This window comes from Bacteroides caecigallinarum (assembly GCF_016901995.1).
GTDB classification, from domain to species: domain Bacteria; phylum Bacteroidota; class Bacteroidia; order Bacteroidales; family Bacteroidaceae; genus Phocaeicola; species Phocaeicola cellulolyticus.
Genome location: NZ_JACJLE010000016.1, coordinates 1 through 22,813 on the forward strand (window position 1 = coordinate 1; position 22,813 = coordinate 22,813).

General features: G+C 39.9%; 17 protein-coding genes and 3 tRNA genes. 11 read left to right on the forward strand and 9 right to left on the reverse strand.

The window, feature by feature from the left end; translation table 11 throughout:
* Positions 1–22 precede the first annotated feature (22 nt).
* The 5 genes from H6A61_RS05715 to H6A61_RS05735 all read left to right on the forward strand — a co-directional run bounded on the left by H6A61_RS05715 (position 23) and on the right by H6A61_RS05735 (position 5,253).
* Positions 23–685: a DUF4369 domain-containing protein gene (locus H6A61_RS05715; RefSeq protein WP_204391923.1), complete on the forward strand. Its 663-nt coding sequence runs from the start codon at positions 23–25 to the stop codon at positions 683–685.
* A 19-nt stretch (positions 686–704) separates the two neighbouring features.
* Positions 705–1,970 (forward strand): S41 family peptidase, encoded by a 1,266-nt coding sequence (locus tag H6A61_RS05720; RefSeq protein WP_204391925.1) that lies wholly within the window; start codon positions 705–707, stop codon positions 1,968–1,970.
* Between the two features lie 231 nt (positions 1,971–2,201).
* Entirely contained in the window at positions 2,202–3,131 is a 930-nt protein-coding gene (locus tag H6A61_RS05725) for a TIGR01212 family radical SAM protein (RefSeq protein ID WP_204391927.1), read from the forward strand.
* A gap of 20 nt (positions 3,132–3,151) precedes the next feature.
* Entirely contained in the window at positions 3,152–4,342 is a 1,191-nt protein-coding gene (locus H6A61_RS05730; protein ID WP_204391929.1) for an FprA family A-type flavoprotein, read from the forward strand.
* Positions 4,343–4,440: 98 nt separating this feature from the next.
* On the forward strand, positions 4,441–5,253 hold the full coding sequence (locus H6A61_RS05735; protein WP_204391931.1) for an MBL fold metallo-hydrolase: 813 nt from the start codon (positions 4,441–4,443) through the stop codon (positions 5,251–5,253).
* A 67-nt stretch (positions 5,254–5,320) separates the two neighbouring features.
* On the opposite strand, the gene H6A61_RS05740 is transcribed toward H6A61_RS05735, so the two are convergent.
* The 4 genes from H6A61_RS05740 to H6A61_RS05755 are packed head-to-tail and all read right to left on the reverse strand — an operon-like array spanning position 5,321 to position 9,225.
* A complete protein-coding gene (locus H6A61_RS05740; RefSeq protein WP_204391933.1) occupies positions 5,321–6,094 on the reverse strand; it encodes a prephenate dehydrogenase in 774 nt (257 codons plus the stop codon).
* Between the two features lie 25 nt (positions 6,095–6,119).
* Positions 6,120–7,187 (reverse strand): bifunctional 3-deoxy-7-phosphoheptulonate synthase/chorismate mutase type II, encoded by a 1,068-nt coding sequence (locus H6A61_RS05745; RefSeq protein ID WP_204391935.1) that lies wholly within the window; start codon positions 7,185–7,187, stop codon positions 6,120–6,122.
* Between the two features lie 36 nt (positions 7,188–7,223).
* Positions 7,224–8,408, reverse strand: coding sequence for a pyridoxal phosphate-dependent aminotransferase (locus H6A61_RS05750; protein ID WP_204391942.1), 1,185 nt, complete (start codon positions 8,406–8,408; stop codon positions 7,224–7,226).
* Positions 8,383–9,225: a prephenate dehydratase gene (locus H6A61_RS05755; protein WP_154042939.1), complete on the reverse strand. Its 843-nt coding sequence runs from the start codon at positions 9,223–9,225 to the stop codon at positions 8,383–8,385. Before H6A61_RS05755 ends, H6A61_RS05750 begins: the two co-directional genes overlap by 26 nt.
* A 327-nt stretch (positions 9,226–9,552) precedes the next feature.
* On the opposite strand from H6A61_RS05755, the gene H6A61_RS05760 reads away from it, so the two are divergent.
* Positions 9,553–10,737 carry a MalY/PatB family protein gene (locus tag H6A61_RS05760; RefSeq protein WP_204391949.1) on the forward strand — a complete coding sequence of 395 codons (1,185 nt, stop codon included), beginning with the start codon at positions 9,553–9,555 and terminating at the stop codon, positions 10,735–10,737.
* A gap of 60 nt (positions 10,738–10,797) precedes the next feature.
* Here the strand turns inward: H6A61_RS05760 and H6A61_RS05765 are convergent, their stop codons facing one another.
* From H6A61_RS05765 to feoB, 5 genes are all read right to left on the reverse strand, one after another.
* A complete protein-coding gene (locus H6A61_RS05765) occupies positions 10,798–11,751 on the reverse strand; it encodes a tetratricopeptide repeat protein (RefSeq protein ID WP_204391958.1) in 954 nt (317 codons plus the stop codon).
* Positions 11,752–11,848: 97 nt separating this feature from the next.
* Positions 11,849–11,921: transfer RNA gene (locus tag H6A61_RS05770), tRNA-Lys, on the reverse strand.
* Between the two features lie 15 nt (positions 11,922–11,936).
* Positions 11,937–12,008: transfer RNA gene (locus tag H6A61_RS05775), tRNA-Cys, on the reverse strand.
* Positions 12,009–12,034: 26 nt separating this feature from the next.
* A tRNA-Cys gene (locus H6A61_RS05780) sits at positions 12,035–12,106 on the reverse strand.
* Between the two features lie 243 nt (positions 12,107–12,349).
* Positions 12,350–14,830 (reverse strand): ferrous iron transport protein B, encoded by a 2,481-nt coding sequence (feoB, locus tag H6A61_RS05790; RefSeq protein ID WP_204391960.1) that lies wholly within the window; start codon positions 14,828–14,830, stop codon positions 12,350–12,352.
* Positions 14,831–15,011: 181 nt separating this feature from the next.
* On the opposite strand from feoB, the gene tilS reads away from it, so the two are divergent.
* From tilS to H6A61_RS05815, 5 genes are all read left to right on the forward strand, one after another.
* Entirely contained in the window at positions 15,012–16,295 is a 1,284-nt protein-coding gene (gene tilS / locus H6A61_RS05795) for a tRNA lysidine(34) synthetase TilS (RefSeq protein WP_204391968.1), read from the forward strand.
* Between the two features lie 205 nt (positions 16,296–16,500).
* Positions 16,501–16,677 carry a histone H1 gene (locus H6A61_RS05800; RefSeq protein WP_154042932.1) on the forward strand — a complete coding sequence of 59 codons (177 nt, stop codon included), beginning with the start codon at positions 16,501–16,503 and terminating at the stop codon, positions 16,675–16,677.
* A 185-nt stretch (positions 16,678–16,862) separates the two neighbouring features.
* Positions 16,863–21,308: a DUF5113 domain-containing protein gene (locus H6A61_RS05805; protein ID WP_204391970.1), complete on the forward strand. Its 4,446-nt coding sequence runs from the start codon at positions 16,863–16,865 to the stop codon at positions 21,306–21,308.
* Between the two features lie 7 nt (positions 21,309–21,315).
* Positions 21,316–22,044: a DUF5932 domain-containing protein gene (locus tag H6A61_RS05810; RefSeq protein ID WP_204392077.1), complete on the forward strand. Its 729-nt coding sequence runs from the start codon at positions 21,316–21,318 to the stop codon at positions 22,042–22,044.
* Positions 22,034–22,738 (forward strand): AbgT family transporter, encoded by a 705-nt coding sequence (locus H6A61_RS05815; protein ID WP_204391972.1) that lies wholly within the window; start codon positions 22,034–22,036, stop codon positions 22,736–22,738. The genes H6A61_RS05810 and H6A61_RS05815 overlap by 11 nt, the downstream gene beginning before the upstream one ends.
* Positions 22,739–22,813 lie beyond the last annotated feature (75 nt).

Here is a 22,813-nt window from a genome sequence, read left to right on the forward strand (position 1 = left end):
ATATAAATTTAATCAAAGTAACATGAAAACAAAACATTTATTAGGAATACTGATGTTATTCTCTTTTATTGTATCGTGTACAGAACAGCAATGTATAATTCATGGTACAACAACTGATGTAGAAGATGGTGATTATATGTATATAACTGAATATCTTGACAATACATATCTTGATTCAGCTGTAGTTATGAATGGCAAATTTACATTCAAGTTACCGAAGGCTTCAGAAGAAGATTTTTTGCCTAAAGTTATAGTTCCTGCTGTGGGCAATGTACCAAGTGTAGCTATGGTTTTTACACAAGATTCTGAAGTTTTATATATAAGAGATAGCCAAAACGGCATATTCGATATGTATGGTTCTCCATATAATGATTTGTTCCGTATAGAAAATTTTAAAACAGATTCAATAAGTCATGTGTTGGGACATCTTGACAATCTCCGTTTGAAGAATTCTACTTTGACACAAGAACAGAAGGATTCAATAACATTAAAAATGAATGAACTCATAAAAGAAGATTCTATTCTCAATATTCAAAGAATAGAACGTAATATTGATAATATTGTGGGGGCTTATTGCTTATACATAAGCAGACATTCAATAAACAAAGAAACATTTCAGAAACTTTTTGAAAGACTTCCCAAGAAGTTTTCATCATCAAAGCATTTTGATGACGTTAGGAAATAACTTGTCTTAATAGTTGATTATGAGAATACTTTTAATTATTCCTATACTTATAACTTTTATCTGCAAATCTTCTTTCGGACAACAATTAAGTCCTGCTCAGCAAATGGCCGATTTTGACACTTTATGCGCAAAATTGGAATGTGTGCATCCGGATCTTTATCTCTATCAATCAAGGGAAGAGTATGAAAGAAATAAAGCTAAGATGAAGGCATCCCTGACTGATTCTATCAGTATATCCGACTTTTATCTGAAAATAGCTCCTTTTATGGCTAATATCAAAGATGGCCATAGCATGCTGCTGCCGCCTATTACAGACGACCTTATTTCTCATGCAAAGAAGGATGGCAGAACAATTCCATTGAGAATTAAAGCAGCTGGAGATATATTTATTGTAGATTATCCGGTGATTGATAATTCCGGAATTAGCGAAGGTGATACGATTCTCAGTATAAATGGTATCAAGTCAAAAGATATACTTGAACTGATGTATGGCTTGTGGGGCTCGGAGAAGGATAATGGTATTAAGGAAGGCAGTGTAAACGCCTATTTTTCTCCGTTGTTATGGTACATGTACAGGTGGAGCGAGTTGTATGTGTTTACTATAAAACATGGTGATAAAATAGAAAAGATAAGTTTGGAAGGAGTACCTCAAAGTGTTGCTTTGAAGGCCATCAAGGAAAGACAATCTAAAAATAAGCATGAAAGTTTCAGTTGTAATTTTTCTTCTGATAATACAAAGGCAATCCTTACCATTCGCAATGTGTTCCAAGAAACGGAACTAAAGACTTTTTGTGATTCTGTTTTTAAAGAAATAAATCACAGGAAAATACAGGAAATAGTAATAGATATGCGAAATAATACAGGCGGTTCTAGTCAGTGTGTGGAAAGGCTGATTTCATATTTCCCACATCCGGACTATTCACTATATTCTAAGAGCCAATTGAAGGTCAGTGCATATTCCAAAGCCTATAATAAAGAAAGGCATCCGGAAATATATAATCAAATCTGCAATTTGTCGGACGGAGAACTTTTTGTAATAGAATATACACCTGTTAAAGATAATTTGGAAGAAGCAAATCTATATCATGGAAAGATAACTGTTCTTGTAAACAACAAAACATATTCTGGTGCTTCAACTTTTGCTCATACAGTGAAAAATTTAGGCATTGCGAGTGTGGAAGGAGAAACGGGCTGTCCTGATGTATATTTTGGTAATTTTCTACATTTTACATTGCCCAATTCCAAGATAGATTATTATATCACATTTTCGAAGTTTTATGAATAACAAATAGTTTGCGATTAGTAAAATAATAAAATCGGAATATAATTATGTGCTAAAGTTTTTTTTTACTGTGTAATAGGAATTAATTAAGTAGATTAATCGGAGTTAATAGATGTATAGTAACTGTTATTATTTCGTATGGCATTGCTCATTAAATAACATGTAAAAATCTGTTTTTTCATTTATTGTCGTTTCGGCGGAAAAATATTATCTTTGCATTGTATTTTTAGTCAGATGGATAATAAGATAAGATATAATGATTTCGGGTGTTTTCTGGCAAAACACTTCCCGTATAAGGTTCAGAAAATCTCAGTCAATGCAGGCTTTACATGTCCTAACCGTGACGGTAGCAAGGGATTTGGAGGGTGTACTTACTGCAATAACCAGACTTTCAACCCAGACTATTGCCGGACTGAGAAGTCTGTGAGACAGCAACTTGAAGAGGGAAAGGAGTTTTTCTCAAGAAAGTATCCCGAAATGAAATATCTTGCTTATTTCCAGGCTTATACCAATACATACGCTGAGTTGGAAAAACTAAAGGCGATGTATGAGGAAGCACTTTCTGTAGATGGAGTAGTGGGACTGGTTATTGGTACACGTCCGGACTGTATGCCGGATTCTCTATTGGATTATCTGGAAGAGATAAACGGCAGGACTTTCCTTTTGGTTGAGTATGGCATAGAAAGCACTAATGATGTCACGCTGAAACGCATAAATCGCGGACATGATTTTGCATGTACTGCTGATGCTGTTAGGCGTACCGTTTCAAGAGGTATAATGACAGGAGGACATGTTATATTGGGACTCCCCGGTGAGGACAAAGACATGATTATATGTCAGGCTGAAGATATATCATTGTTGCCGCTCACTACGCTGAAGATGCATCAGCTGCAGCTGATAAAGGGAACAAGAATGGCGCACGAGTATGATGAATGCCCTGAAGACTTTCATCTATATACTGCCGACGAGTATATCGATCTTGTTTTGGATTATATTGAGCATTTGCGTCCCGACCTTGTATTGGAAAGGTTTATATCACAGTCGCCGCGCGATTTGCTTATTGCTCCTGACTGGGGACTGAAGAATCATGAATTCACAGCGAAGCTGAAGAAGAGGATGATTGAAAGAGATTCGTATCAAGGGAAAAAATTAGTCAACATATAAATAACAAATTCATAATAAAAATGGAAATTAAAGGTAAAGTACATTACGTAGGTGTGAACGACCGCACCAAAGCATTGTTCGAAAATCTTTGGCCGTTGCCATACGGCGTGTCATACAACTCTTATCTGATAGCAGATGATGAGATGGTGGCATTGGTGGATACAGTTGATGTTGCATTCTTCGAAGTATATCTGAAGAAAATCCGCAGCATTATCGGCGACCGTAAAATCAATTATCTTATTATAAACCACATGGAACCTGACCACTCAGGCTCTATCGCTCTTATCAAACAGTATTATCCTGAAATCGTTCTTGTAGGAAACAAGAAGACTTTCGAAATGGTGGAAGGATATTATGGTGTGACTGGCGACCGCTATGTAGTAAATGACGGCGATTTCCTGAAACTTGGTTATCACAACCTCCGTTTCTATCTGGTTCCTATGGTTCACTGGCCTGAAACAATGGTTACATACGATGAAACAGACGGAATCCTGTTTGCGGGTGATGCTTTCGGATGTTTCGGAGCTTTGAACGGTGGATGCATCGACAAGAATATCAATACAGATATTTATTGGAATGAAATGCGCCGTTACTATGCTAATATCGTTGGTAAGTTCGGAAATCCTGTACAGAAGGCTTTGCAGAAACTTGGCGGACTGAAAATCAACACTATCTGTTCTACTCACGGACCTGTTTGGGAAGAAAAGATTCCTCAGGTTATCGATATGTACGACAAGATGAGCCGTTACGAAGCTGAAGAAGGTGTTGTGATAGCATACGGAACTATGTACGGCAATACAGAGGAACTGGCTGAGGCAATTGCTGAAGAACTGAGCCGTCAGGGTATCAAGAATATCATCATGCACAATGTTTCTCACACTCATCATTCATATATCTTGGCTGATGTGTTCAAGTACAAAGGTCTTATTGTGGGATGTACTACATACAACATGAACCTTTATCCTGAAATGGAATCACTGTTGAGCAAGATTGCTGCCCGCGAAGTGAAGAACCGTGTGATGGGTTACTTCGGCTCATATACTTGGGCTAGTGCAGCAGTGAAGAAGATTGGCGAATACACTGAAAAGCTGAAGTTCGAGGTTGTAGGCAACCCTGTAGAAATGAAGCAGGCTATGAAGCAAGACAACTATGCTCAGGCAAAAGAACTTGCTAAGGCTATGGCTGACCGTCTGAAAGCTGACAGAAAGTAATCTTTATTTAAAACATATATATGAGTCCGCTTAAAAGCCTTTCATCAGGTTTTTAAGCGGGTTTTTATTTTTAACGAATGTAATCTGATAACAGATTTATGCAAGGAAATTCAAAAATTACAATGCTTGGTACAGGTAATGCTGCCGTAACTAAGTGTTATAACACCTGCTTCGCAATTCACAATGGAAATGACCTGTTGCTGGTTGACGGAGGTGGAGGAAACGGTATCCTCGTACAGCTTGAGAAGGCAGGTATCGAGATTAACGATATACATGATATTTTTATAACTCATGCTCATACAGACCATATCTTGGGCATAATATGGATAGTCAGAACCATTGCACAGAGAATGCAGCAGGGAAAATATAACGGTGAGCTTAATGTATATTCTCATGACAAGGCGATACTTGTTCTTGACTGGATATGCAGAAACACTCTGCCAAAGAAGATTGTTGCCAGAATAGGGAATGGCATAAACTTCAATGTACTGTCGGAAAATGATAAGTTCAGTGCTGCCGGAATGGAAATTCAGTGTTTTGATATATATTCCACAAAAGAGAAGCAGTTCGGCTTTAAGGCTGTAACTTCTGACAATAAAACTATTGTCTGTCTGGGCGACGAGCCTTACAATGAGAATAATAAAGAGTATGTGAAGAATGCCGACTGGCTCATGTGTGAGGCCTTTTGTCTTTATGAGGACAGAGATGTATTCAAACCATATGAGAAACATCACAGTACAGCTCTTGATGCAGGAGTACAGGCTGAGGAACTTGGTGTGAAAAACCTGTTGTTGTACCACACAGAGGATAAGACTCTTCCGAGCCGTAAAGAAAAATATACTGCTGAGGCTAAAAAGAATTTCAATGGTAATGTGTATGTTCCGGACGATCTGGAAGTGCTGGATTTATAATACGACTATTGTATAACAATACAGGCTGTTACGTGATCTTGAATACATGTAACAGCCTGTGAATTTATTATTTTATATTGTTTCGAATCTTGCTAAGATAGGCATGCATGCCGTCGGCATCCTTACGGCTTATTATGTCAAGAAGCTCGTTCAGTTCGGTACGTATTCCTTCCACCTGTTTCGGAGTACGTGGGTTGAACAGTATTTCCTGAAGCAGATAATCGTCTTCGTTAAGTACTCCCTTTGCTATTGCCATGTGGCGTTTGAATGTTGTACCGGGCGCGTCCTGATGTTTCATCACTGCGGCAAACACGAATGTAGAAACGAACGGTATTGACAATGAATATGCTACAGTATCGTCATGCTCATCGAATGTATATTCGAAAATGTTGAGTCCAAGTCTTTGGTAAAGATCCTTGAAGAACACTTTGCCCAGACAGTCGCCTTCCTTTATTATTATGGCATTCTCTGTACTCAGCTGGTCAAGGTTGGCAAATGTAGGACCGAACATAGGGTGGGTTGATACATATCTGAAACCGCTGTTGTCGTAGAATTTCTGAAGACCGGTCTTTACTGATGCAATGTCGCTTATGATACAGTCCTTCGGAATTACCGGCAGTACCTGGCGGAATGCGTCGAGCGTGTATTTCACTGTAGCTGCATTTATTACAAGTTCAGGACGGAACTCCTTAATCTCATCCAGTGAAGTAAAACGCAGACAGTTGTACATGAAGCGCAGGTTCTGAGGTTTTATGTCGTAAACTGCCACTTCGTGGTCGAAACTTAATACATCGGTAAAGAAGGAGCCCATTTTTCCGGCTCCCAATATTAATATACGCATCGTCTTGATAATTTTCTTGTTCTTTTTACTTGTTTATTATTTCCATCTGCTGACGTACGCTTTCTTCGTGTATGGCTTCGAATACATGTTTCACAAATTCAGAATCCATACCGCACAGTGTTCCTTGTGCTCCGCGCTTGTCAAGAATTTCATTGTAACGTCCTGTCTGGAGAATAGTCATATTGTGCTCTTTCTTGAATGTTCCGATTTCGCGGCACACACGCATACGTTTTGCCATAATCTCCATCAGCTCGTTGTCGCATTCGTCAATCTGACGTCTCAGCTCGCTGAGGCTTTCTGTTGACTGGTGTTCCTTACGGATAACCAACAGGTTGAGAATATAGTTAAGAATATCCGGTGTCACCTGCTGAGAAGCGTCGCTCCATGCACAGTCAGGGTTACAGTGTGATTCCACTATCAGTCCGTCGAAACCGAGGTCCATGGCCTGCTGGCAGAGTGATGCGATGAGCTCACGTTTGCCGCCGATATGGCTTGGGTCGCACAGGATAGGTAGGTTAGGAATACGTCTTCTCAGTTCGATAGGAATATGCCATTGCGGAAGATTACGGTAGATTTTTTTGTCGTATGATGAGAAACCGCGGTGGATTGCTCCAAGGCGTTTAATTCCTGCATTGTTTATTCTTTCCATTGCTCCGATCCATAACTCCAGATCTGGGTTTACAGGGTTCTTTACATATACAGGTATGTCAACTCCCTTCAAGGCATCTGCTATTTCCTGCACTGCAAACGGATTGGCTGTAGTGCGTGCACCTATCCACAATATATCTATACCGGCTTTAAGACATTCGTAAACGTGTTTTGCTGTTGCAACTTCTGTGGAAACGTACATTCCGGTTTCTTTCTTAACTTCTTTCAGCCATGCCAGACCGTCAACTCCTACACCTTCGAAGCCTCCCGGTTTTGTACGTGGTTTCCATATACCTGCGCGGAAGATTTTTGTTCCGTTGTCGGCCAACTGTTTTGCTGTTGTCATTACTTGTTCTTCTGTTTCTGCGCTGCAAGGTCCTGCTATGATCAATGGACGTTCTTCTGATACGCCTTCCAGTCTGATAGGTTCTAATTCGAGTGCCATAGTTGTAATCTTTTAGTAGTTATTTGTATTTTCTTTTTATTTCATATTCTTTATTCTCTCAAGTGCTTCTGCCAGTTTTTCTTCTTTGGCACAAAGCGAAATACGTATATATCTCTTTCCGTTGCTTCCGAAGATAAATCCCGGAGTGATGAAAACTCTTGCCTGGTGTAGGACTTTTTCTGTCAGTTCCTCTACATCATTGTATGATTCAGGTATCTTGCCCCAGAGGAACATTCCCACCTGATTCTTGTCGAATGTGCATCCCAATACGTTCATTATTTCTTCGGCAAGCTTTCGGCGACGGCTGTAAACATTGAAGTTGGCTTCTTCGTGCCATTCTGCGCTGTTGTTGTATGCCTGTGCAGCTGCCAGCTGTAATGGACGGAATGTGCCGGAATCGATGTTACTCTTTATTTTCAGTATCCACTGTACGAAAGTGGCGTTTGTTGCCAGCATTCCCACACGCCAGCCCGGCATGTTGTGGCTCTTACTCATGGAGTTGAATTCTATACAGCATTCTTTTGCTCCGGGAACATTGAGTATGCTTATCGGCTTTTTGTTCAGGATGAAGCTGTATGGATTGTCGTTCACTACTACGATGTTGTGACGGCGTGCGAAATCAACAATTTTTTCGTACAGTTCCATTGTGGCATTGGCTCCTGTCGGCATATTGGGGTAGTTGGTCCACATGATTTTCACTCCTGTGAGATCCATCTTTTCCAATTCGTCGAAATCAGGCTGCCAGTTGTTGTCCTCACGAAGGTTATAGTTGATTATTTCACTTCCAAGAATCTTGTTCAGCGATGTATAGGTAGGGTAGCCAGGGTTTGGAACAAGAACCTTATCGCCAGGATTTACCAAAGCCAGTGTCACGTGCAGGATACCTTCTTTTGAGCCGATAAGAGGCTGTATCTCTGTGGCTGGGTCAAGATCTACATTGTACCATCTTTTATACCAGTCGGCCATGGCTTTCCTCAGTTCAGGTATTCCCACTGTAGGCTGGTAGCCGTGAGCGTCAGGTCTCTTGGCATTTTCGCAAAGAACATTGATTGTTTCTTCTGAAGGTGGCATGTCAGGACTACCTATTCCGAGGCTTATCACGTTTTTACCTTCGGCATTCATCTTTGCCACTTCCTTCAGCTTTCTGCTGAAATAGTATTCGCTGACATTTGCCAGTCTGTCGGCCGGCTGTATGTTATATTGTTGATTCTCCTTCTGCATATTCTCCTAAAATTTTAAGTGCTTTTGTAAGCGGTGTAACTGCATCTATAGACTGTTTGTATCTTAAATAATCATTGAACATTACGTCAACGTAGAACATGTATTCCCATTCGCGTCCGATAATCGGCAGTGACTGTATCTTTGTCAGGTTTATCTTATAGAATGAGAAGATTGACAAAACTTGCGAAAGGCTTCCTTCGCTGTGAGGAAGAGAGAATACTATGTTTGCCTTGTTTACCTTAGAGCGGTCTTTCAACTCATCTGCCAGCCATGGATTGCTGATGACCAGAAATCTGGTGAAGTTATGTTTATTTGTTTCTATTCCTTCTTCCAGGATTTTCATGTCGTAAAGTCCGGCAGCATATTTGGAGCAGATGGCTGCATGTCCTCTCAGGTTGTTTTTTCTGATATTCTCGGCACTACCTGCTGTATCTTCCGTTTCTACTACCTTCAGTTCCGGATGATTGTGCAGGAAGTCGCGGCACTGTGCCAGGGCTACAGGGTGGGAGTTTACTTCTGTGAGGTCTTCCCAATTATCTTCCGGCAGACACATGATGCTGTGGCTTATTCTGAGTTTGTGTTCTCCTATGATAGTGGCGCCGCTTTCACGAAGTAATTCGTAGTTGTGCAGCAGGCTTCCGGCTATTGTATTCTCTATTGCAATCACACCTATCACGTCGCTGTCCTTTTTCATCTGTGCAAAAACTTCTTCGAATGTATTACAACAAATAAGTTCTATCTCTTCATCCTTAAAATATTTATGGGCAGCTATATCGTGATACGAGCCCTTTACTCCTTGAATTGCTATCTTTCTCATTTTCTTATTATACCATTAAAAAAAATCCCGCCTCATACAGAAGCGGGATTTCGTTATTTTATTTTGTATTGATTATCTTACGTATCTTACACATACGACTTCCCGCTTCACTTTATTGCTAAAGTAAAAGTAATAAAAGAAAAAGAAGAAGTATGTTGCAAATGTTTTCATATTATACTTTTTGTTATCGTTTCTGATGCAAATGTAATACTTTTCTTGAAAAAACAAGAATATGATGAAAATTTTCTTCAAAATTTTTAATTTTCGAGCATTATTACCTTATTTTGTAATGCAGGTTTAATATTTATAATACATAGAATAATCATTATGAAGTATAATTTTGATGAATTGATTGACAGAAGAAATACAAATTCTGTCAAGGTTGACGAAATGAAAGATATATGGGGTAGAGACGATCTTATCCCGATGTGGGTGGCAGATATGGATTTCGCTACACCGGATTTTGTGGTCGATGCGGTGAAGAAACGTTGTGAACATCCTGTATTCGGATATACGGTAAAACACGATGGCTATTACAATTCAATAATAAACTGGGTTAAGGCCCGTTACGGAATGGAGGTAGAGAAAAAACATATCAATTACGTTCCGGGGATAGTTGCCGGTTTGGGAATGGCGTTGAATTGTTTTACCGCTCCGGGCGATAAGGTTGTCATCATGCCGCCAGTTTATCATCCATTTGCATGGCTGACAACGAGAAACAACAGACAGTTGGTGGAGTGTCCTATGATATTCGAGAATGGTGAGTACAGAATGAATCTTGAACTTCTGAGAAGCATAAAGAAAGGTGTACGCGTGCTTATTCTTTGTAATCCTCATAACCCGGGTGGGGTAGTATGGAAAAGAGAAGAGCTTGAGGAACTTGCCGAAATATGTGCAGAAGATAACATCTTGGTATTCTCTGACGAGATACATGCCGACTTGACACTTCCTCCTCATAAGCATCTGCCTTTTGCGATGGTGTCTGAGAAGGCGAAAAAGAATTCGGTAACCTTTATGGCTCCAAGTAAGACATTCAATATGCCCGGTGTTGCAGCATCGCATACAATAATATATAATGATGCCTTGCGTGGAAAATTTGAGACTTATCTTGAAGCCGGTGAGTTGAATGCGGGACATGTGTTTGCCTTTCCGGCTGTTGAGGCTGCCTATTCTAATGGAACTGAGTGGCTGGATCAGTGTTTGGATTATATTCAGGGGAATATAGATTATGTCGATTCTTTCCTGAAAGAGAATACTCCGAAAATAAAGGCTATCCGTCCTATGGCTTCATATCTGATATGGCTTGACTGTCGTGAACTCGGGTTGAACCATGATGAACTTAATTCATTCTTTGCCGACAAAGCCGGTCTTGCATTGAATGACGGTGAGATGTTTGGTCGTGAAGGTGCAGGATTTATGAGGATGAATATCGGTACGCAGCGTTCTGTCCTTGAACGTGCCATGAAACAGCTTGCTGAAGTATATAATACTGTAATCTGTTTTTCAGAGTAATAAAAAACCGGAAATGTAATGCTGGTATCGCTTTCATTTCCGGTTTTTTGCTGTTTTCTATTAATAAATTCCTACTTTATTTTCCTGAGAAAAATTGTTGTAATTTCCGTTTATCAGGTTTTCGCTTTCCGGATTCAGTTCTATTGCTTTTTTCAGATCTTCAACAGAACCGTCCTTGTCGCCTTTAAGCAATTTTGCCCTGCCTCTTTCCTGATATAGCTTCGCGTTTTCAGGAGATAATTCAATTGCCTCGTCGTAAACGGCTATAGCCTGATCGAATTCCTTATTGCCAAGTAATGCTGTTCCCTTCATTATATAAGCTTTTTCGTTGAAAGGATTCATTGAGAGAACCTTGTCTAAATATGAAATCCCTTCTTCGATATTGCCTGTAGCGGCACAGATTTCACCTTTCAGAACCAAAGCATCTTCGTCGTCGTTTTCTTTTGAAAGAATGGAATCGAGATCCTCTATAGCTTCTTTGGCTTGTCTCATTTCCCATAAAACTTCTGCTCTCAGCTGATATGCATCCTTAAAATCCTCATCAATGGCTATTGCCTTTGTCAGCATTACTATTGCCTGAATGTAGTTTTTCTCTCCCTTTTCAGCCTTTGCTGCCAGATAGAACGCAGCTTTGTTCTTATCGTCAATGGATATTGCTTTTTCGCACGCTTCTTTCATAGCCGGATAATCTTCTTGTATGAAACATACTCCTGCAAGTGAAAGAAGTACTTTGGTGTTTTCTGGAGCAATTTCTGCCAGTCGGTTATATACTGTTCTCGCATCGTCGGTTTTTCCTGTCTGAAGATATGATGCGGCCAGAAGTTCCATTGTCTCTACGTCTTCTTTTATTGCAGTAGCTTCTTCAAAGCATTTGATGGCATATGGCAACTGTCGGATGTTGCGTGCCCTGATACCATCATATTTTAGAATTTCAAAGTTTTTCTTTTCCTGTTTCTCCTGTTCGCTGCTTTCATCTTTCTTGTTTCCTCCGAACAGGGATGATAATAGACCCATAATTAATACATTTATTTGTTAGTGCCGCAAAATTACAAAATTCAATGATATATAAAAACAAAAAAAGAGAATGTCTTGATTGACATCCTCTCTTTTGTACACCCTCAGGGATTCGAACCCTGGACCCACTGATTAAGAGTCAGTTGCTCTACCAACTGAGCTAAGAGTGCATTGCCTGTTGTTTGAGGTTCCTGGCGGATTCGAACCGCCGTACACGGTTTTGCAGACCGCTGACTAAGCCACTCATCCAAGGAACCGTAGCAATTAATTTTTCAGTAAGAAGAGGTTCCTGGCGGATTCGAACCGCCGTACACGGTTTTGCAGACCGCTGACTAAGCCACTCATCCAAGGAACCGGAAGTCATTTGATGTCATTTTTCTCAAATGCGATGCAAAGGTACTGCTTTTTTTTAAATATGCAATACTTTGGTGAAAAAAAGTTCTTTTTATTTCTTTTGGCATGTGTTTTTTAGCGCACAACCTGTGCATGAGTCGCATGCCGACTTACCTTTACCGGACAATAACCTGTAAATGCGTAGTCCTACAAAGACTACGCACAGGATTATTATTATACTTATTATTACAGTTTGAATATCCATTTACATAAACAATTTTCCGATTTGATACACAAGGAATGATACTATCCATGCGAGGGCTGTGGTATATGTGGCTGCAAATATTGCCCATTTCCAACTGCCCGATTCTTGTTTTATTGCAACAATTGTGGCAACACACGGAAAGTAAATCAATGTAAACAGCATATATCCGAAGGCTACAAGGGGCGTGATATTGAGACGTTCGGCAAGGCTTACACTATCTACTTCTTCATCATCTGCATATAAAACTCCAAGTGTACTTACAACAAGTTCCTTTGCGCCTACTCCGGACAGGATACCGATTCCCATTTTCCAGTCAAATCCCAAAGGCTCTATTGCAGGTTCTATGGCTTTTCCTATCTGGCCGATGTATGAATTTTCCTGCTGTTCTGCCTGTGATGAATATTGGTCATGGTTAGGGTAATATCCCAGGAACCATATTATGATGGAAGCAACCATTATTATGCCACCCATTTTCCTCAGATATTGAACACCTTTCTCCCACGTATGTCTTAATACTGATTTTGCGGTAGGCATTCTGTAAGGAGGAAGTTCCATAACAAATGGAGTGTCATCGTCTTTCACTATGAACTTGCTGAAAACCCTTGCCATAATGATTGCAAGAATGATACCTATACTGTAAATGCCAAGTAAAACAAGACTGGCATGGCTTGGGAAAAATGCCCCAATCAGAATTAGGTAAATAGGCAGACGGGCACTGCACGACATCAAAGGCGTTATAAGCATTGTCACAAGTCTGGACTTGCGGCTTTCGATTATACGTGAACCCATGATTGCAGGTACATTACAGCCGAATCCCATTATAAGAGGTATAAATGATTTACCGTGAAGCCCCATCTTGTGCATTATCTTGTCCATTATGAATGCTGCACGTGCCATATATCCTGAGTCTTCCATAATTGAAATGAAGGTATATAGTATAAGTATGTTGGGCAGGAACACAATAACTCCTCCCACACCTCCTATAATACCGTCTATTATCAGATCTTTTAAAGGACCTTCGGGCATGAATGATTCTGTAGTCTGCGCTATTACGCCTACCAGCCATTCTATGGCTTGCATAGGATAGTCGCCGATTACGAAAGTGCCCTCGAACATTATGTATAGGAATATGAAAAATATAGGAAATCCCCAGATTCTGTGGGTTACTATGCTGTCCACTATACGTGTGAACATTTCCGTGTTCTGATTATTGTCTGTATATGTCTCTTTCAGGGCTCCTGAAATGAAACCATATTTGGCGTCGGTTATAGCCTGTTCGCTGTCTTCGTTAAGCACGGCTTTAAGCCTTTCGGCTTCTTTATTCCTGATTTCTATTATTGTGTCGGCATTAGGCATGTCGGAAATAATACGACGTTCTATATCCTTGTCGTTTTCCAGCATTTTTATAGCCAGGAAACGTGTGGAATATTTATGTCTGATATTTTCAATCTTTCCTATTTCCTTCTTTATAGCCTCAATGCTTCTTTCCAGTTCCGGACCGTGGTTAATGTGGATATGACGTATGAAGTTTTTGGGAGTAAAGTCGTTTTCCTCTTCCTTATGACTTCCGTATTTATGGTCGGGCACGTATGCATCATGCCATTTACGGTATTCCTGAAGAGCCTCATTCTGTATTTCTTCCTTTTGTCCCATAAAGTCGGCACCTTCGTACAGTCCTATTATTACGTGAAACAGCTCGTCTATACCTTCTCCTGTACGGCTTATGGTCGGAACGGCAGGAACTCCCAATAATTGGCTTAGTTTCTTAATGTCAAGTTTGTTTCCGCTGTTCTGCAGGGCATCGTACATGTTAAGAGCGATAACCATTCTCACATTCATGTCGATAAGCTGTGTGGTGAGGTACAGGTTCCGTTCTATATTTCCGGCGTCAACCACATTGATTATTACGTCAGGCGTTTCTTCTATGATATGTTTCCTGACGTACAGTTCTTCAGGACTATAAGCTGATAATGAGTAAGTACCAGGCAAATCGATAAGCCTGAAATGATATCCCTGAAAATCGAAAAAGCCTTCTTTGGCGTCAACTGTCACACCACTATAGTTGCCTACATGCTCGTGCGAACCTGATGCTATGTTAAATAGGGAAGTCTTTCCGCAGTTGGGATTGCCTACTAAGGCAACGTTTATAGTACGTCTTTTCCCTTGTGCAAGGATTTTCATTTGTTCTTCCGTAACCGGGATGTTTTCCGAAATGGGATCGTACAAAGATGTGTCTCTGCCTGTTTTTCTTGCTTCTTCCTCACTGATTATTTCTATCATTTCCGCTTCCTGTCTGCGTAATGATATTTCATATCCCATAATCTTGTATTTGATAGGGTCTTTGAGTGGAGCGTTAAGTATCACTTCAACGGTTTTTCCTTTGATGAATCCCATTTCGATGATTCTTCTTCTGAAACCCCCGTGGCCTAATACCTTTACTATTACTCCTTTTTCTCCTGTTTTGAGTTCAGATAACTTCATTTTTATTGCTAATTTTTGGCAAAGATAGATGATAGTAATTTTTTATGCAAGTTATTTAGATTGTTTTTAAATAATAAAATTGATGCTTTCGTTTCCGGCCGGATGTGTCATGTTGTTTTGTATTGTCATAAAATTGTCTCTATCATTATTATTGTATATATAAAAACGTTATTTTTGCAATATGTTAGAAAGTAAGATAGAAAAATATATAAGTGAAAAAGTGCTGTTTGGCAAAACAGACAAACTTGTGGTTGCCTTGAGTGGGGGAGCCGATTCTGTAGCATTATTGCGTATATTGCTGTCGTTGGGATATGACTGTGTGGCGGCACATTGTAATTTCCATTTGCGTGCAGCCGAATCGGACAGAGACGAAGATTTTGTAAGAAAACTTTGTGCTGGACTTTCTGTTCCTCTCGAGGTTGTTCATTTTCAGACATCGGATTATGCCCGTGAAAACTCCTTATCTATAGAAATGGCAGCGCGTGAACTCCGTTACGGATGGTTTGATGAAATACGCAAGAAGTACGGAGCTTCGTGTATAGCTGTTGCTCATCATAGGGATGACAGTGTTGAAACTTTCTTGTTGAATCTTTCACGTGGTACAGGGATAAACGGTTTGAAAGGAATAATGCCTAAGAACGGATTTATAGTACGGCCGTTACTTGAAGCCGGAAGAGATGATATTCTTGAATATCTGAGACAAATCGGACAGGATTATGTTACAGACAGCACAAATCTGGAAGATATATACACACGTAATAAAATAAGACTTGACATTATACCTCTTTTCAAACAGATAAATCCTTCGTTTTGCGAGTCGGTATGCGAGACTGCACAACGGTTGGCGGATGTAGCAGCCATATACAGACAGGCCATTAATTCTTCAATCGAGCGTGTAATGGTTTCGCCTGATGGCATGTCAATAGAAAAACTTTTGTGTGAAGTATCTCCACAGGCAGTATTGTATGAATGGTTGTCTCCGTTGGGATTTAATTCGTCGCAGATAAAGGATGTAATGAGAAGCCTTAAATCGACTTCCGGCAAAATGTTCTTTTCCAATGATTGGGTTTTGCTTAGAGATAGGGAACAGCTTTTATTGAGAGAGAGGAATGCCGGTGAAGAAGATTACAGACTTAATGTACGAATGTTTTCAGTGGGGGCAGGTTTTGAAGTTCCCAAATGCAATAACATAGCATATATTGATGCCGATAAACTTTGTGGTGAGTTGAAATTACGTAAATGGAAATCAGGCGATAAGTTTGTTCCTTTCGGCATGAAAGGCTTTAAGAAAGTACGTGATTATTTACGTGACAGGAAGCTGTCATTGTTTGAGAAAGAGAATGTTATGGTCGTTACTTCAGGTGAGGAAATAGTATGGTTGGTCAATGAAAGGACAGACAACCGTTTCCGTATTGACAGTAAGACAGTAAATGTCGTTGAGATAGAGGTATTGTCATCCAAATGATGATGGTAACATATAATTTTTCCGTTTTGTAAAAAGAAATCAGACAAATAGATAATAAGATATAAGATTGCGTATTCTTTGGTTAAATGATGTAAAATATCACATCTGCTATGATGTAAATCCAAGTTTTTATATTTACTTTGAAGATACTAAGCGGTTTATAATAAACGGTTTTGGTATTTAAAAATTTAATAAATTATAATTTATGAACGAATTAATTGAAAAGATTCAGGAATTGAGCGCTGCTCTTGTTGCTGATGCTACTCAGCAAGCTGAAAAAGGTAACAAAGCTGCCGGTACACGTGCACGTAAGGCTTCTTTGGATTTGGAAAAAGTGTTGAAAGAATTTAGAAAAGCTTCTTTGGAAGAATCTAAGAAATAATGTTTGGGACAACGCTTTATTTAGGGGGTTGTATTACTTCGGTTAAGTGGGAGTGATACAACCTTTTTGTTTGAATGTATTGTCAATAAACTGTTGTTCCCTTTGGAAGTATGGTACTGCGGAGGTGAGTACTTCCGTGAAATTCCGATAATTCGGTTGTTATGGTTTAATATTAGGAGGTCAGGATGAGAAAAATCTTCGATTTGTTTATTGTATTGTCATTATTTGTAGCTTGTATTTCATGTAATAAATATGAAATACCTGACGAAGTCGTATCGGAGATTGACTCATTGAATAGCCTTTCTTACAGATTACGCTATAAAGATTTGTCCAGGGCTACAGAGGTTGCCAATCAGGCATATCTTTTGGCATCACCTGATTATTCTGAATTCCCTCAGGTGCTTAACAATATGGGTTTCTGTGCGTACATGGCGATGGACTTCGAGAAATCCATGTCTTTGTTCTCAGAAGTTATAGAGCTTTCCGACAATGAGGTTGAGTGTCTTGTGGCCGATGTCGGAATGATGAAGATTTGTCAGCGTACATCATCCAATAAAGAGTTTTATGATTACAGAAATCGTGCCCAAAGACGTATCAAGAGAATAAAACAGGATAGGGTGGTTGAGACAGACTCTATCCTTTCGGCTAGATTTAACTATGCACTGTCCGAATTTCATATAGCATCTGGAGTATATTTTTATTATTTGCAGCAGGAAAAAGAATCAATGGCTGAGATTGATGCCATTGATATCAATAAGATAGAGTCAGATACCGCTCAGTTTCTCAATTATATGTATATGAGAGGGTCGGGAGGAATGTATTCTGCTCCAACTGCGGACGATGTTGTGATAGGAGAGTTTGGATATCTGATGGACTGCTTTAGGATATCTAGTGAAAGAGGTTATGTGTATTTCGAGGCGAATGCTTTACAGGCTATGGCCGAGATTCTGAATTTCAGATCGAACAGGGATTTGATTTCGTCTAAAAGAAAAGGATGGCTGGAGGCGGTAAACGAGTATGATTGCCCATTGGACAGTCTGCCTTTGAATTTGGCACAAAGGGCGCTCGGTTTGTTTCGCGATTACGGCGACTGGTATCAGATTTCAGGTTCGTACAGGACAATGGCCACATATTATAATTATATAGGTATGCCAGAGAAGGCCTTGCCGTTGCTTGATATGGCTTTGCAGTATGTGAATATGCATCATGAAAAGTTCTATGCATGTAGTGATACTACAGACCGCCTGATGACATACAATCCTGAATATCCCTATTCATTAGAGTTGAAGTGGATAAATAAAGATGGTATAAATACTGTTCCTGAATGGATAGCCCGTCTTAGGGAGCAGTTGAGCCGTACCTATTCAGCTATGGGGATGAAAATCCAGTCGGATTATAACAGAAATATCTATCTTGATATTCTTGATTACACTCGTCAGGACAAGGAGCTGGAAAGCAGGTATGCATCTCTTGACAGAGAATCATATTTGTTGAACATACTTTTGATGATGGTGATGCTTGGCTTTTTCGTTCTTGCTGTAGCATTGGTTGTCCTTAATAGGTTCTGGAGAATCAGGAATAACCTTTATATGGACAAGCTGGGCAAAGTGCTTGAAGTCTGCCGGAACATAACCGCTTCCGTTCCAGAGGATGCCTCCGGAGTAAACGAAGTGGTTGATATGGTAGAGCATGCAGTCAGAATAGATGTGTTAAGTATAACTGTGTCAGATGATTTATGGATTGAATTGAGTTCCGGAGAGAATAATGATGACAGACCTGAATGGGTCGGTCAGGCTGGAATACCGGTACTCGATCTTGTTGCTCCTGGAAAAGAAGAACCGGTAGGGCGTTTGTGGCTCAAGAAAAAAGGAAAGTTGAAGCATGATGAGATTTCTATAATGAAACTCGTTACCCCATATATGGCATGGACGCTTGAGAACGGATTGAATTTGATGATGCTTACCGATGAAAGGTTGAGGCTGGAACAGGAAGAGTATATACACAGAAAACATATTGCCGAGAACAAACGCCAGAATGAGGTGAAGAAGGCATGTGTGGCAATAGTTACAGGCATTATCCCGTATATTGACAGAGTGATAAACGAAGTCGATAAGCTAAGAAAGGCGTCTTACGCAAAGGTTGCCGACATTCGAAATTCCAAGTTGGATTATATCAACGAACTCTTGTCCAAAATCAATGATTATAATGAGATACTGGCTGTTTGGATAAAGATGAAACGTGGTGACATAAGCCTGAATATAGAAAACTTTGAACTTGACGAACTTTTCTCAGTCATAGCCAAGGGCAGACATACGTTTGAGATGAAGAAACAGCATCTTGATGTAGAGGAGTGTCATAGTGTGGTGAAAGCTGATAAGGCTTTGACAATGTTTATGATAAATACATTGACAGATAATGCCCGTAAGTACACGTCTTCGGGAGGAAGGATAGTTCTGTCCGCCCGCGAGAGTGATGATTATGTGGAGGTATCCGTTTCGGACAATGGTCCCGGCCTTTCATCCTCAGATGTAGAGCGTATCTTGAACGAGAAGGTATATGATTCCTTGAAGATAGGTGTGGATACGGCTTTGGATACAGATGAGCTTGTCCGTCAGAAAGGACATGGTTTTGGATTGATGAACTGTAAGGGTATAATTGACAAGTATCGCAAGACAAGTCCGTTGTTCAGTGTATGTATGTTTGGTATCGACAGTGAGCCGGGAAAGGGAAGTCGTTTTTATTTCCGCCTGCCTAAAGGGGTAAGAAAGGTTATTGCTGTATTAATTCTATTGATAACTTTTGGATATTCCCCATGCCATGCTTGGGGTGGCTCGGATTCAATCCCGTTTACAGAAAACGGCTACGTAGTTTCCGGTTACGACAGCCTTCTTTCTATCGCAAATACGTATGCCAATATGGTGTATGAAAGTAATGTGAAAGCCCAATATAATAGAGCCTTGAATTTTGCAGACAGTGCTTTTCATTATCTGAATATGCACTATATTAAATATTCAGGAAAGAAGTCTCCTCTTCTTGATACCGGAAATAAAGATGATATTCCGGAACTGGTGTGGCTGAGAGAAAAATTCGATACGGACTACTATATCATACTTGATGTGCGCAATGAAGTGGCTGTGGCATGTCTTGCCATTAAGGAATTTTCAAAATATTATTACAATAATAAGGCTTACACTACTTTGTACAAGCAGATTAGTGAGGATAAATCACTGGAGCAATATTGTCAGAAAATGCAAAGATCGGCCAATAACAAGATTGTGGCTATAATGCTTTTTGTTGTGCTGATAATAGCGGGAGTTGTTGCATATTATGTGATTTATTTACGGCGCATGCTTCATTACAGATGTAACATGGAACAGGTGCTTACGATTAACAGCTCTGTCTTTTCGTCACTTGCGTCCGACAATCATTCGCAGTCGCCTTCAGAAATATGTTCCAATGCTGTCAGTGTTATATTCCGCGATATAAATGAGCTTGTTACAATAGATAATCTTGTAATAGGTGTATATGATGATTCGGAAAAGAAATTGAACTGCTCGTGGTATAAAGATTGCGATGATGAGATTATACTTGAAAAGCTGAATAAATCGTATTCTGGCAGATGTATAATTGATTATGACGGGAATAACTGGATTTTTATGCCTCTTCGGGTTGATGTTTCCGGAGGTATCAAGTGTATAGGTGTCATGGGGCTTATGAGTAGTGACAGGTCTGTCAGGGCCGAAGACCGTTTGCTGCTTGAGCTTGTGAGCGAATATCTGGGAGTCGCTTTATATCATACCATAGTGCAGGTAGAGAAACATTTCCAGGATATCGAACTTGCTAAAGATGAAACTTTAAGGGCGCAACACGAAGAAAACATGTTGCATGTACAGAATCTTGTACTTGATAATTGTCTTTCTACAATCAAGCACGAAACCATTTACTATCCGGGAAGACTAAAGAAAATAGTCGAAAAGATCAGATATGCGGAAGATGGCTGTGCGTCAGACGACACAGTATTGAAAGATCTGGAAGACATGGACGAACTGGTGAATTATTATAAAGATATATTCGTCCTGTTGTCCTCATGCGCTTCAAGAATGCTTGATGGCGTAACTTTCAGGCGCGCTGCAATAGATGTTCCGGCAGTTATGGAAGATATTCGCAAGTATTATCTCAAATCGGTAAAACGTCTGAAAACTTATCCTGTGTTTAACATAGAATTGCGTCATAAATGCTTTGTGACCGGAGATGAAATACTGTTTCGTTTCCTTTTGGAAAATCTGATAGACGAAGCTTTAAGGTATAACGCAGAAGGAAATCTTACGCTTACCGTTAGTGTTGATGAAGGATTTGCAAGGTTCGATTTTGTTGACTACAGGCGTAACTTCACGCAGGAAGAACTGAACATGCTGTTTTATCCTGATAATGCAAAAGTTGGTCTGTCCGATAATGGAGACGTATTGTACGGAACGGAATATCTGATATGCAAGCAGATTATAAGAGATCATGACGAGTTCGGTGGAAGAAGAGGATGCCGGATTAATGCAAAGGTAGCTGACGGAGGAAAAGGTTTCTGCGTTTGGTTCACTTTGCCTTTGAAAAGTGTAAATAGAAATATTAAAAACTAAGATACATATAAAGATGGAAAAATTTAAAGTAATAATAGTAGAGGATGTAAAGTTGGAACTTAAAGGTACGGAAGAGATTTTCCGTCATGAGATACCTAATGCGGAAGTGATAGGAACAGCAATGACAGAAGCCGAATTCTGGACCTTGCTTGAAACCAAAACGCCCGACCTTGTGTTGCTTGATTTGGGACTGGGAGGTTCTACCACTATCGGCGTAGAAATATGTTCACGCCTGCATAAGCAGAAACCTGAAATAAAAGTATTGATATTTACAGGTGAGGTATTGAATGAAAAGCTTTGGGTAGATGCGCTTAATGCAGGAGCCGATGGCATAATATTAAAGACAGGAGAATTGTTGACAGCTGTAGATGTGCAGGCGGTTATGGAAGGCAAGAAACTTGTGTTCAACTATCCTATTCTTGAGAAAATAGTTTCACGGTTCAAACAAAGTGTTGCTGTTGAGCAGAAACGTCAGGAAGCAATAATCGATTATGATATTGATGAATACGATGAAAGACTGCTCCGTCACCTTGCCCTTGGCTATACAAAAGAAATGATAACAAACCTGAAAGCTATGCCATTTGGAGTCAAGTCTATTGAAAAGCGACAGAACGATCTGATAAACAGACTATTCCGTTCGGACGAACGTGTAGGTGTGAATGCATGCAGGCTGGTAACCCGTGCATTCGAACTGAGAATTCTTGATATTGACAATCTTGAACCAGATGAAGAATAAAAACATAATACATCCGGCTACAGTATTTTTTCTGCTTTGGTGGTTTGTTGCCGTACTTTCATGGATAGGCAGTGTCTATGCCTGGGATGGCATAAGGAATATCATAAGTACTGAAGCGTTGAGATGGTTCCTCAGATACACAGAAGAAAAACTGATGTCATCGCCTGCGCTATATCTAGTATTACTCTTTTTCATGTCTGTGGGGTTGTTCCTGCATTCGGGATTGGGCGGCTTGATATGGCGTATGGTACGTCGTGAACGTAAAATGTCCGGTAAAGAGAAAAAATCCCTGGTTGCTGCTGTTATGATAGCGGTTGCCTATTTCATGGTTTATGCCTTATTGGCATGGGGACCATGGAATATTGTACGTGGCGTCACCGGAAGGTATGTTGATTCGCCGTTACACGATGGCGCTCTGTGTATATTGGCTATAGGTATAGGAGTAACATCTATGGTATATGGCTATTCTGCCGATCATTACCGTAGCGATACAGATGTAGTGAAAGGTATGTCGTATATGTTTTCTCGTTTCCCGTCATATTTGGTCTCACTGTTTTTTGTCATACAGTTTATGGTGGCTTTCGAATACAGCGGCTTTCCTGTATGTTTTGGTATGACAGAATGTTTGGTTGATATTACATATTGGATATGTTGTCTTATACCCTTGTTTTGGGAGTTTTATTATAAAAGTTGAATTAAATATAATTAAAACGTCACGATAATTCTCTTTATTAAATTATAATGATATAAATTTGCAGGCAATAATTTT

Bases quoted from the DNA above. Each gene is read 5' to 3' on its own strand.
- tilS (WP_204391968.1), top strand. From the start codon at position 15,012: ATGTTAGAAAGTAAGATAGAAAAATATATAAGTGAAAAAGTGCTGTTT.
- H6A61_RS05735 (WP_204391931.1), top strand. From the start codon at position 4,441: ATGCAAGGAAATTCAAAAATTACAATGCTTGGTACAGGTAATGCTGCC.
- H6A61_RS05725 (WP_204391927.1), top strand. From the start codon at position 2,202: ATGGATAATAAGATAAGATATAATGATTTCGGGTGTTTTCTGGCAAAA.
- H6A61_RS05805 (WP_204391970.1), top strand. From the start codon at position 16,863: ATGAGAAAAATCTTCGATTTGTTTATTGTATTGTCATTATTTGTAGCT.
- H6A61_RS05760 (WP_204391949.1), top strand. From the start codon at position 9,553: ATGAAGTATAATTTTGATGAATTGATTGACAGAAGAAATACAAATTCT.
- H6A61_RS05815 (WP_204391972.1), top strand. From the start codon at position 22,034: ATGAAGAATAAAAACATAATACATCCGGCTACAGTATTTTTTCTGCTT.
- feoB (WP_204391960.1), bottom strand. From the start codon at position 14,830: ATGAAGTTATCTGAACTCAAAACAGGAGAAAAAGGAGTAATAGTAAAG.
- H6A61_RS05730 (WP_204391929.1), top strand. From the start codon at position 3,152: ATGGAAATTAAAGGTAAAGTACATTACGTAGGTGTGAACGACCGCACC.
- H6A61_RS05750 (WP_204391942.1), bottom strand. From the start codon at position 8,408: ATGCAGAAGGAGAATCAACAATATAACATACAGCCGGCCGACAGACTG.
- H6A61_RS05720 (WP_204391925.1), top strand. From the start codon at position 705: ATGAGAATACTTTTAATTATTCCTATACTTATAACTTTTATCTGCAAA.
- H6A61_RS05715 (WP_204391923.1), top strand. From the start codon at position 23: ATGAAAACAAAACATTTATTAGGAATACTGATGTTATTCTCTTTTATT.
- H6A61_RS05745 (WP_204391935.1), bottom strand. From the start codon at position 7,187: ATGGCACTCGAATTAGAACCTATCAGACTGGAAGGCGTATCAGAAGAA.
- H6A61_RS05765 (WP_204391958.1), bottom strand. From the start codon at position 11,751: ATGGGTCTATTATCATCCCTGTTCGGAGGAAACAAGAAAGATGAAAGC.
- H6A61_RS05755 (WP_154042939.1), bottom strand. From the start codon at position 9,225: ATGAGAAAGATAGCAATTCAAGGAGTAAAGGGCTCGTATCACGATATA.
- H6A61_RS05740 (WP_204391933.1), bottom strand. From the start codon at position 6,094: ATGCGTATATTAATATTGGGAGCCGGAAAAATGGGCTCCTTCTTTACC.
- H6A61_RS05800 (WP_154042932.1), top strand. From the start codon at position 16,501: ATGAACGAATTAATTGAAAAGATTCAGGAATTGAGCGCTGCTCTTGTT.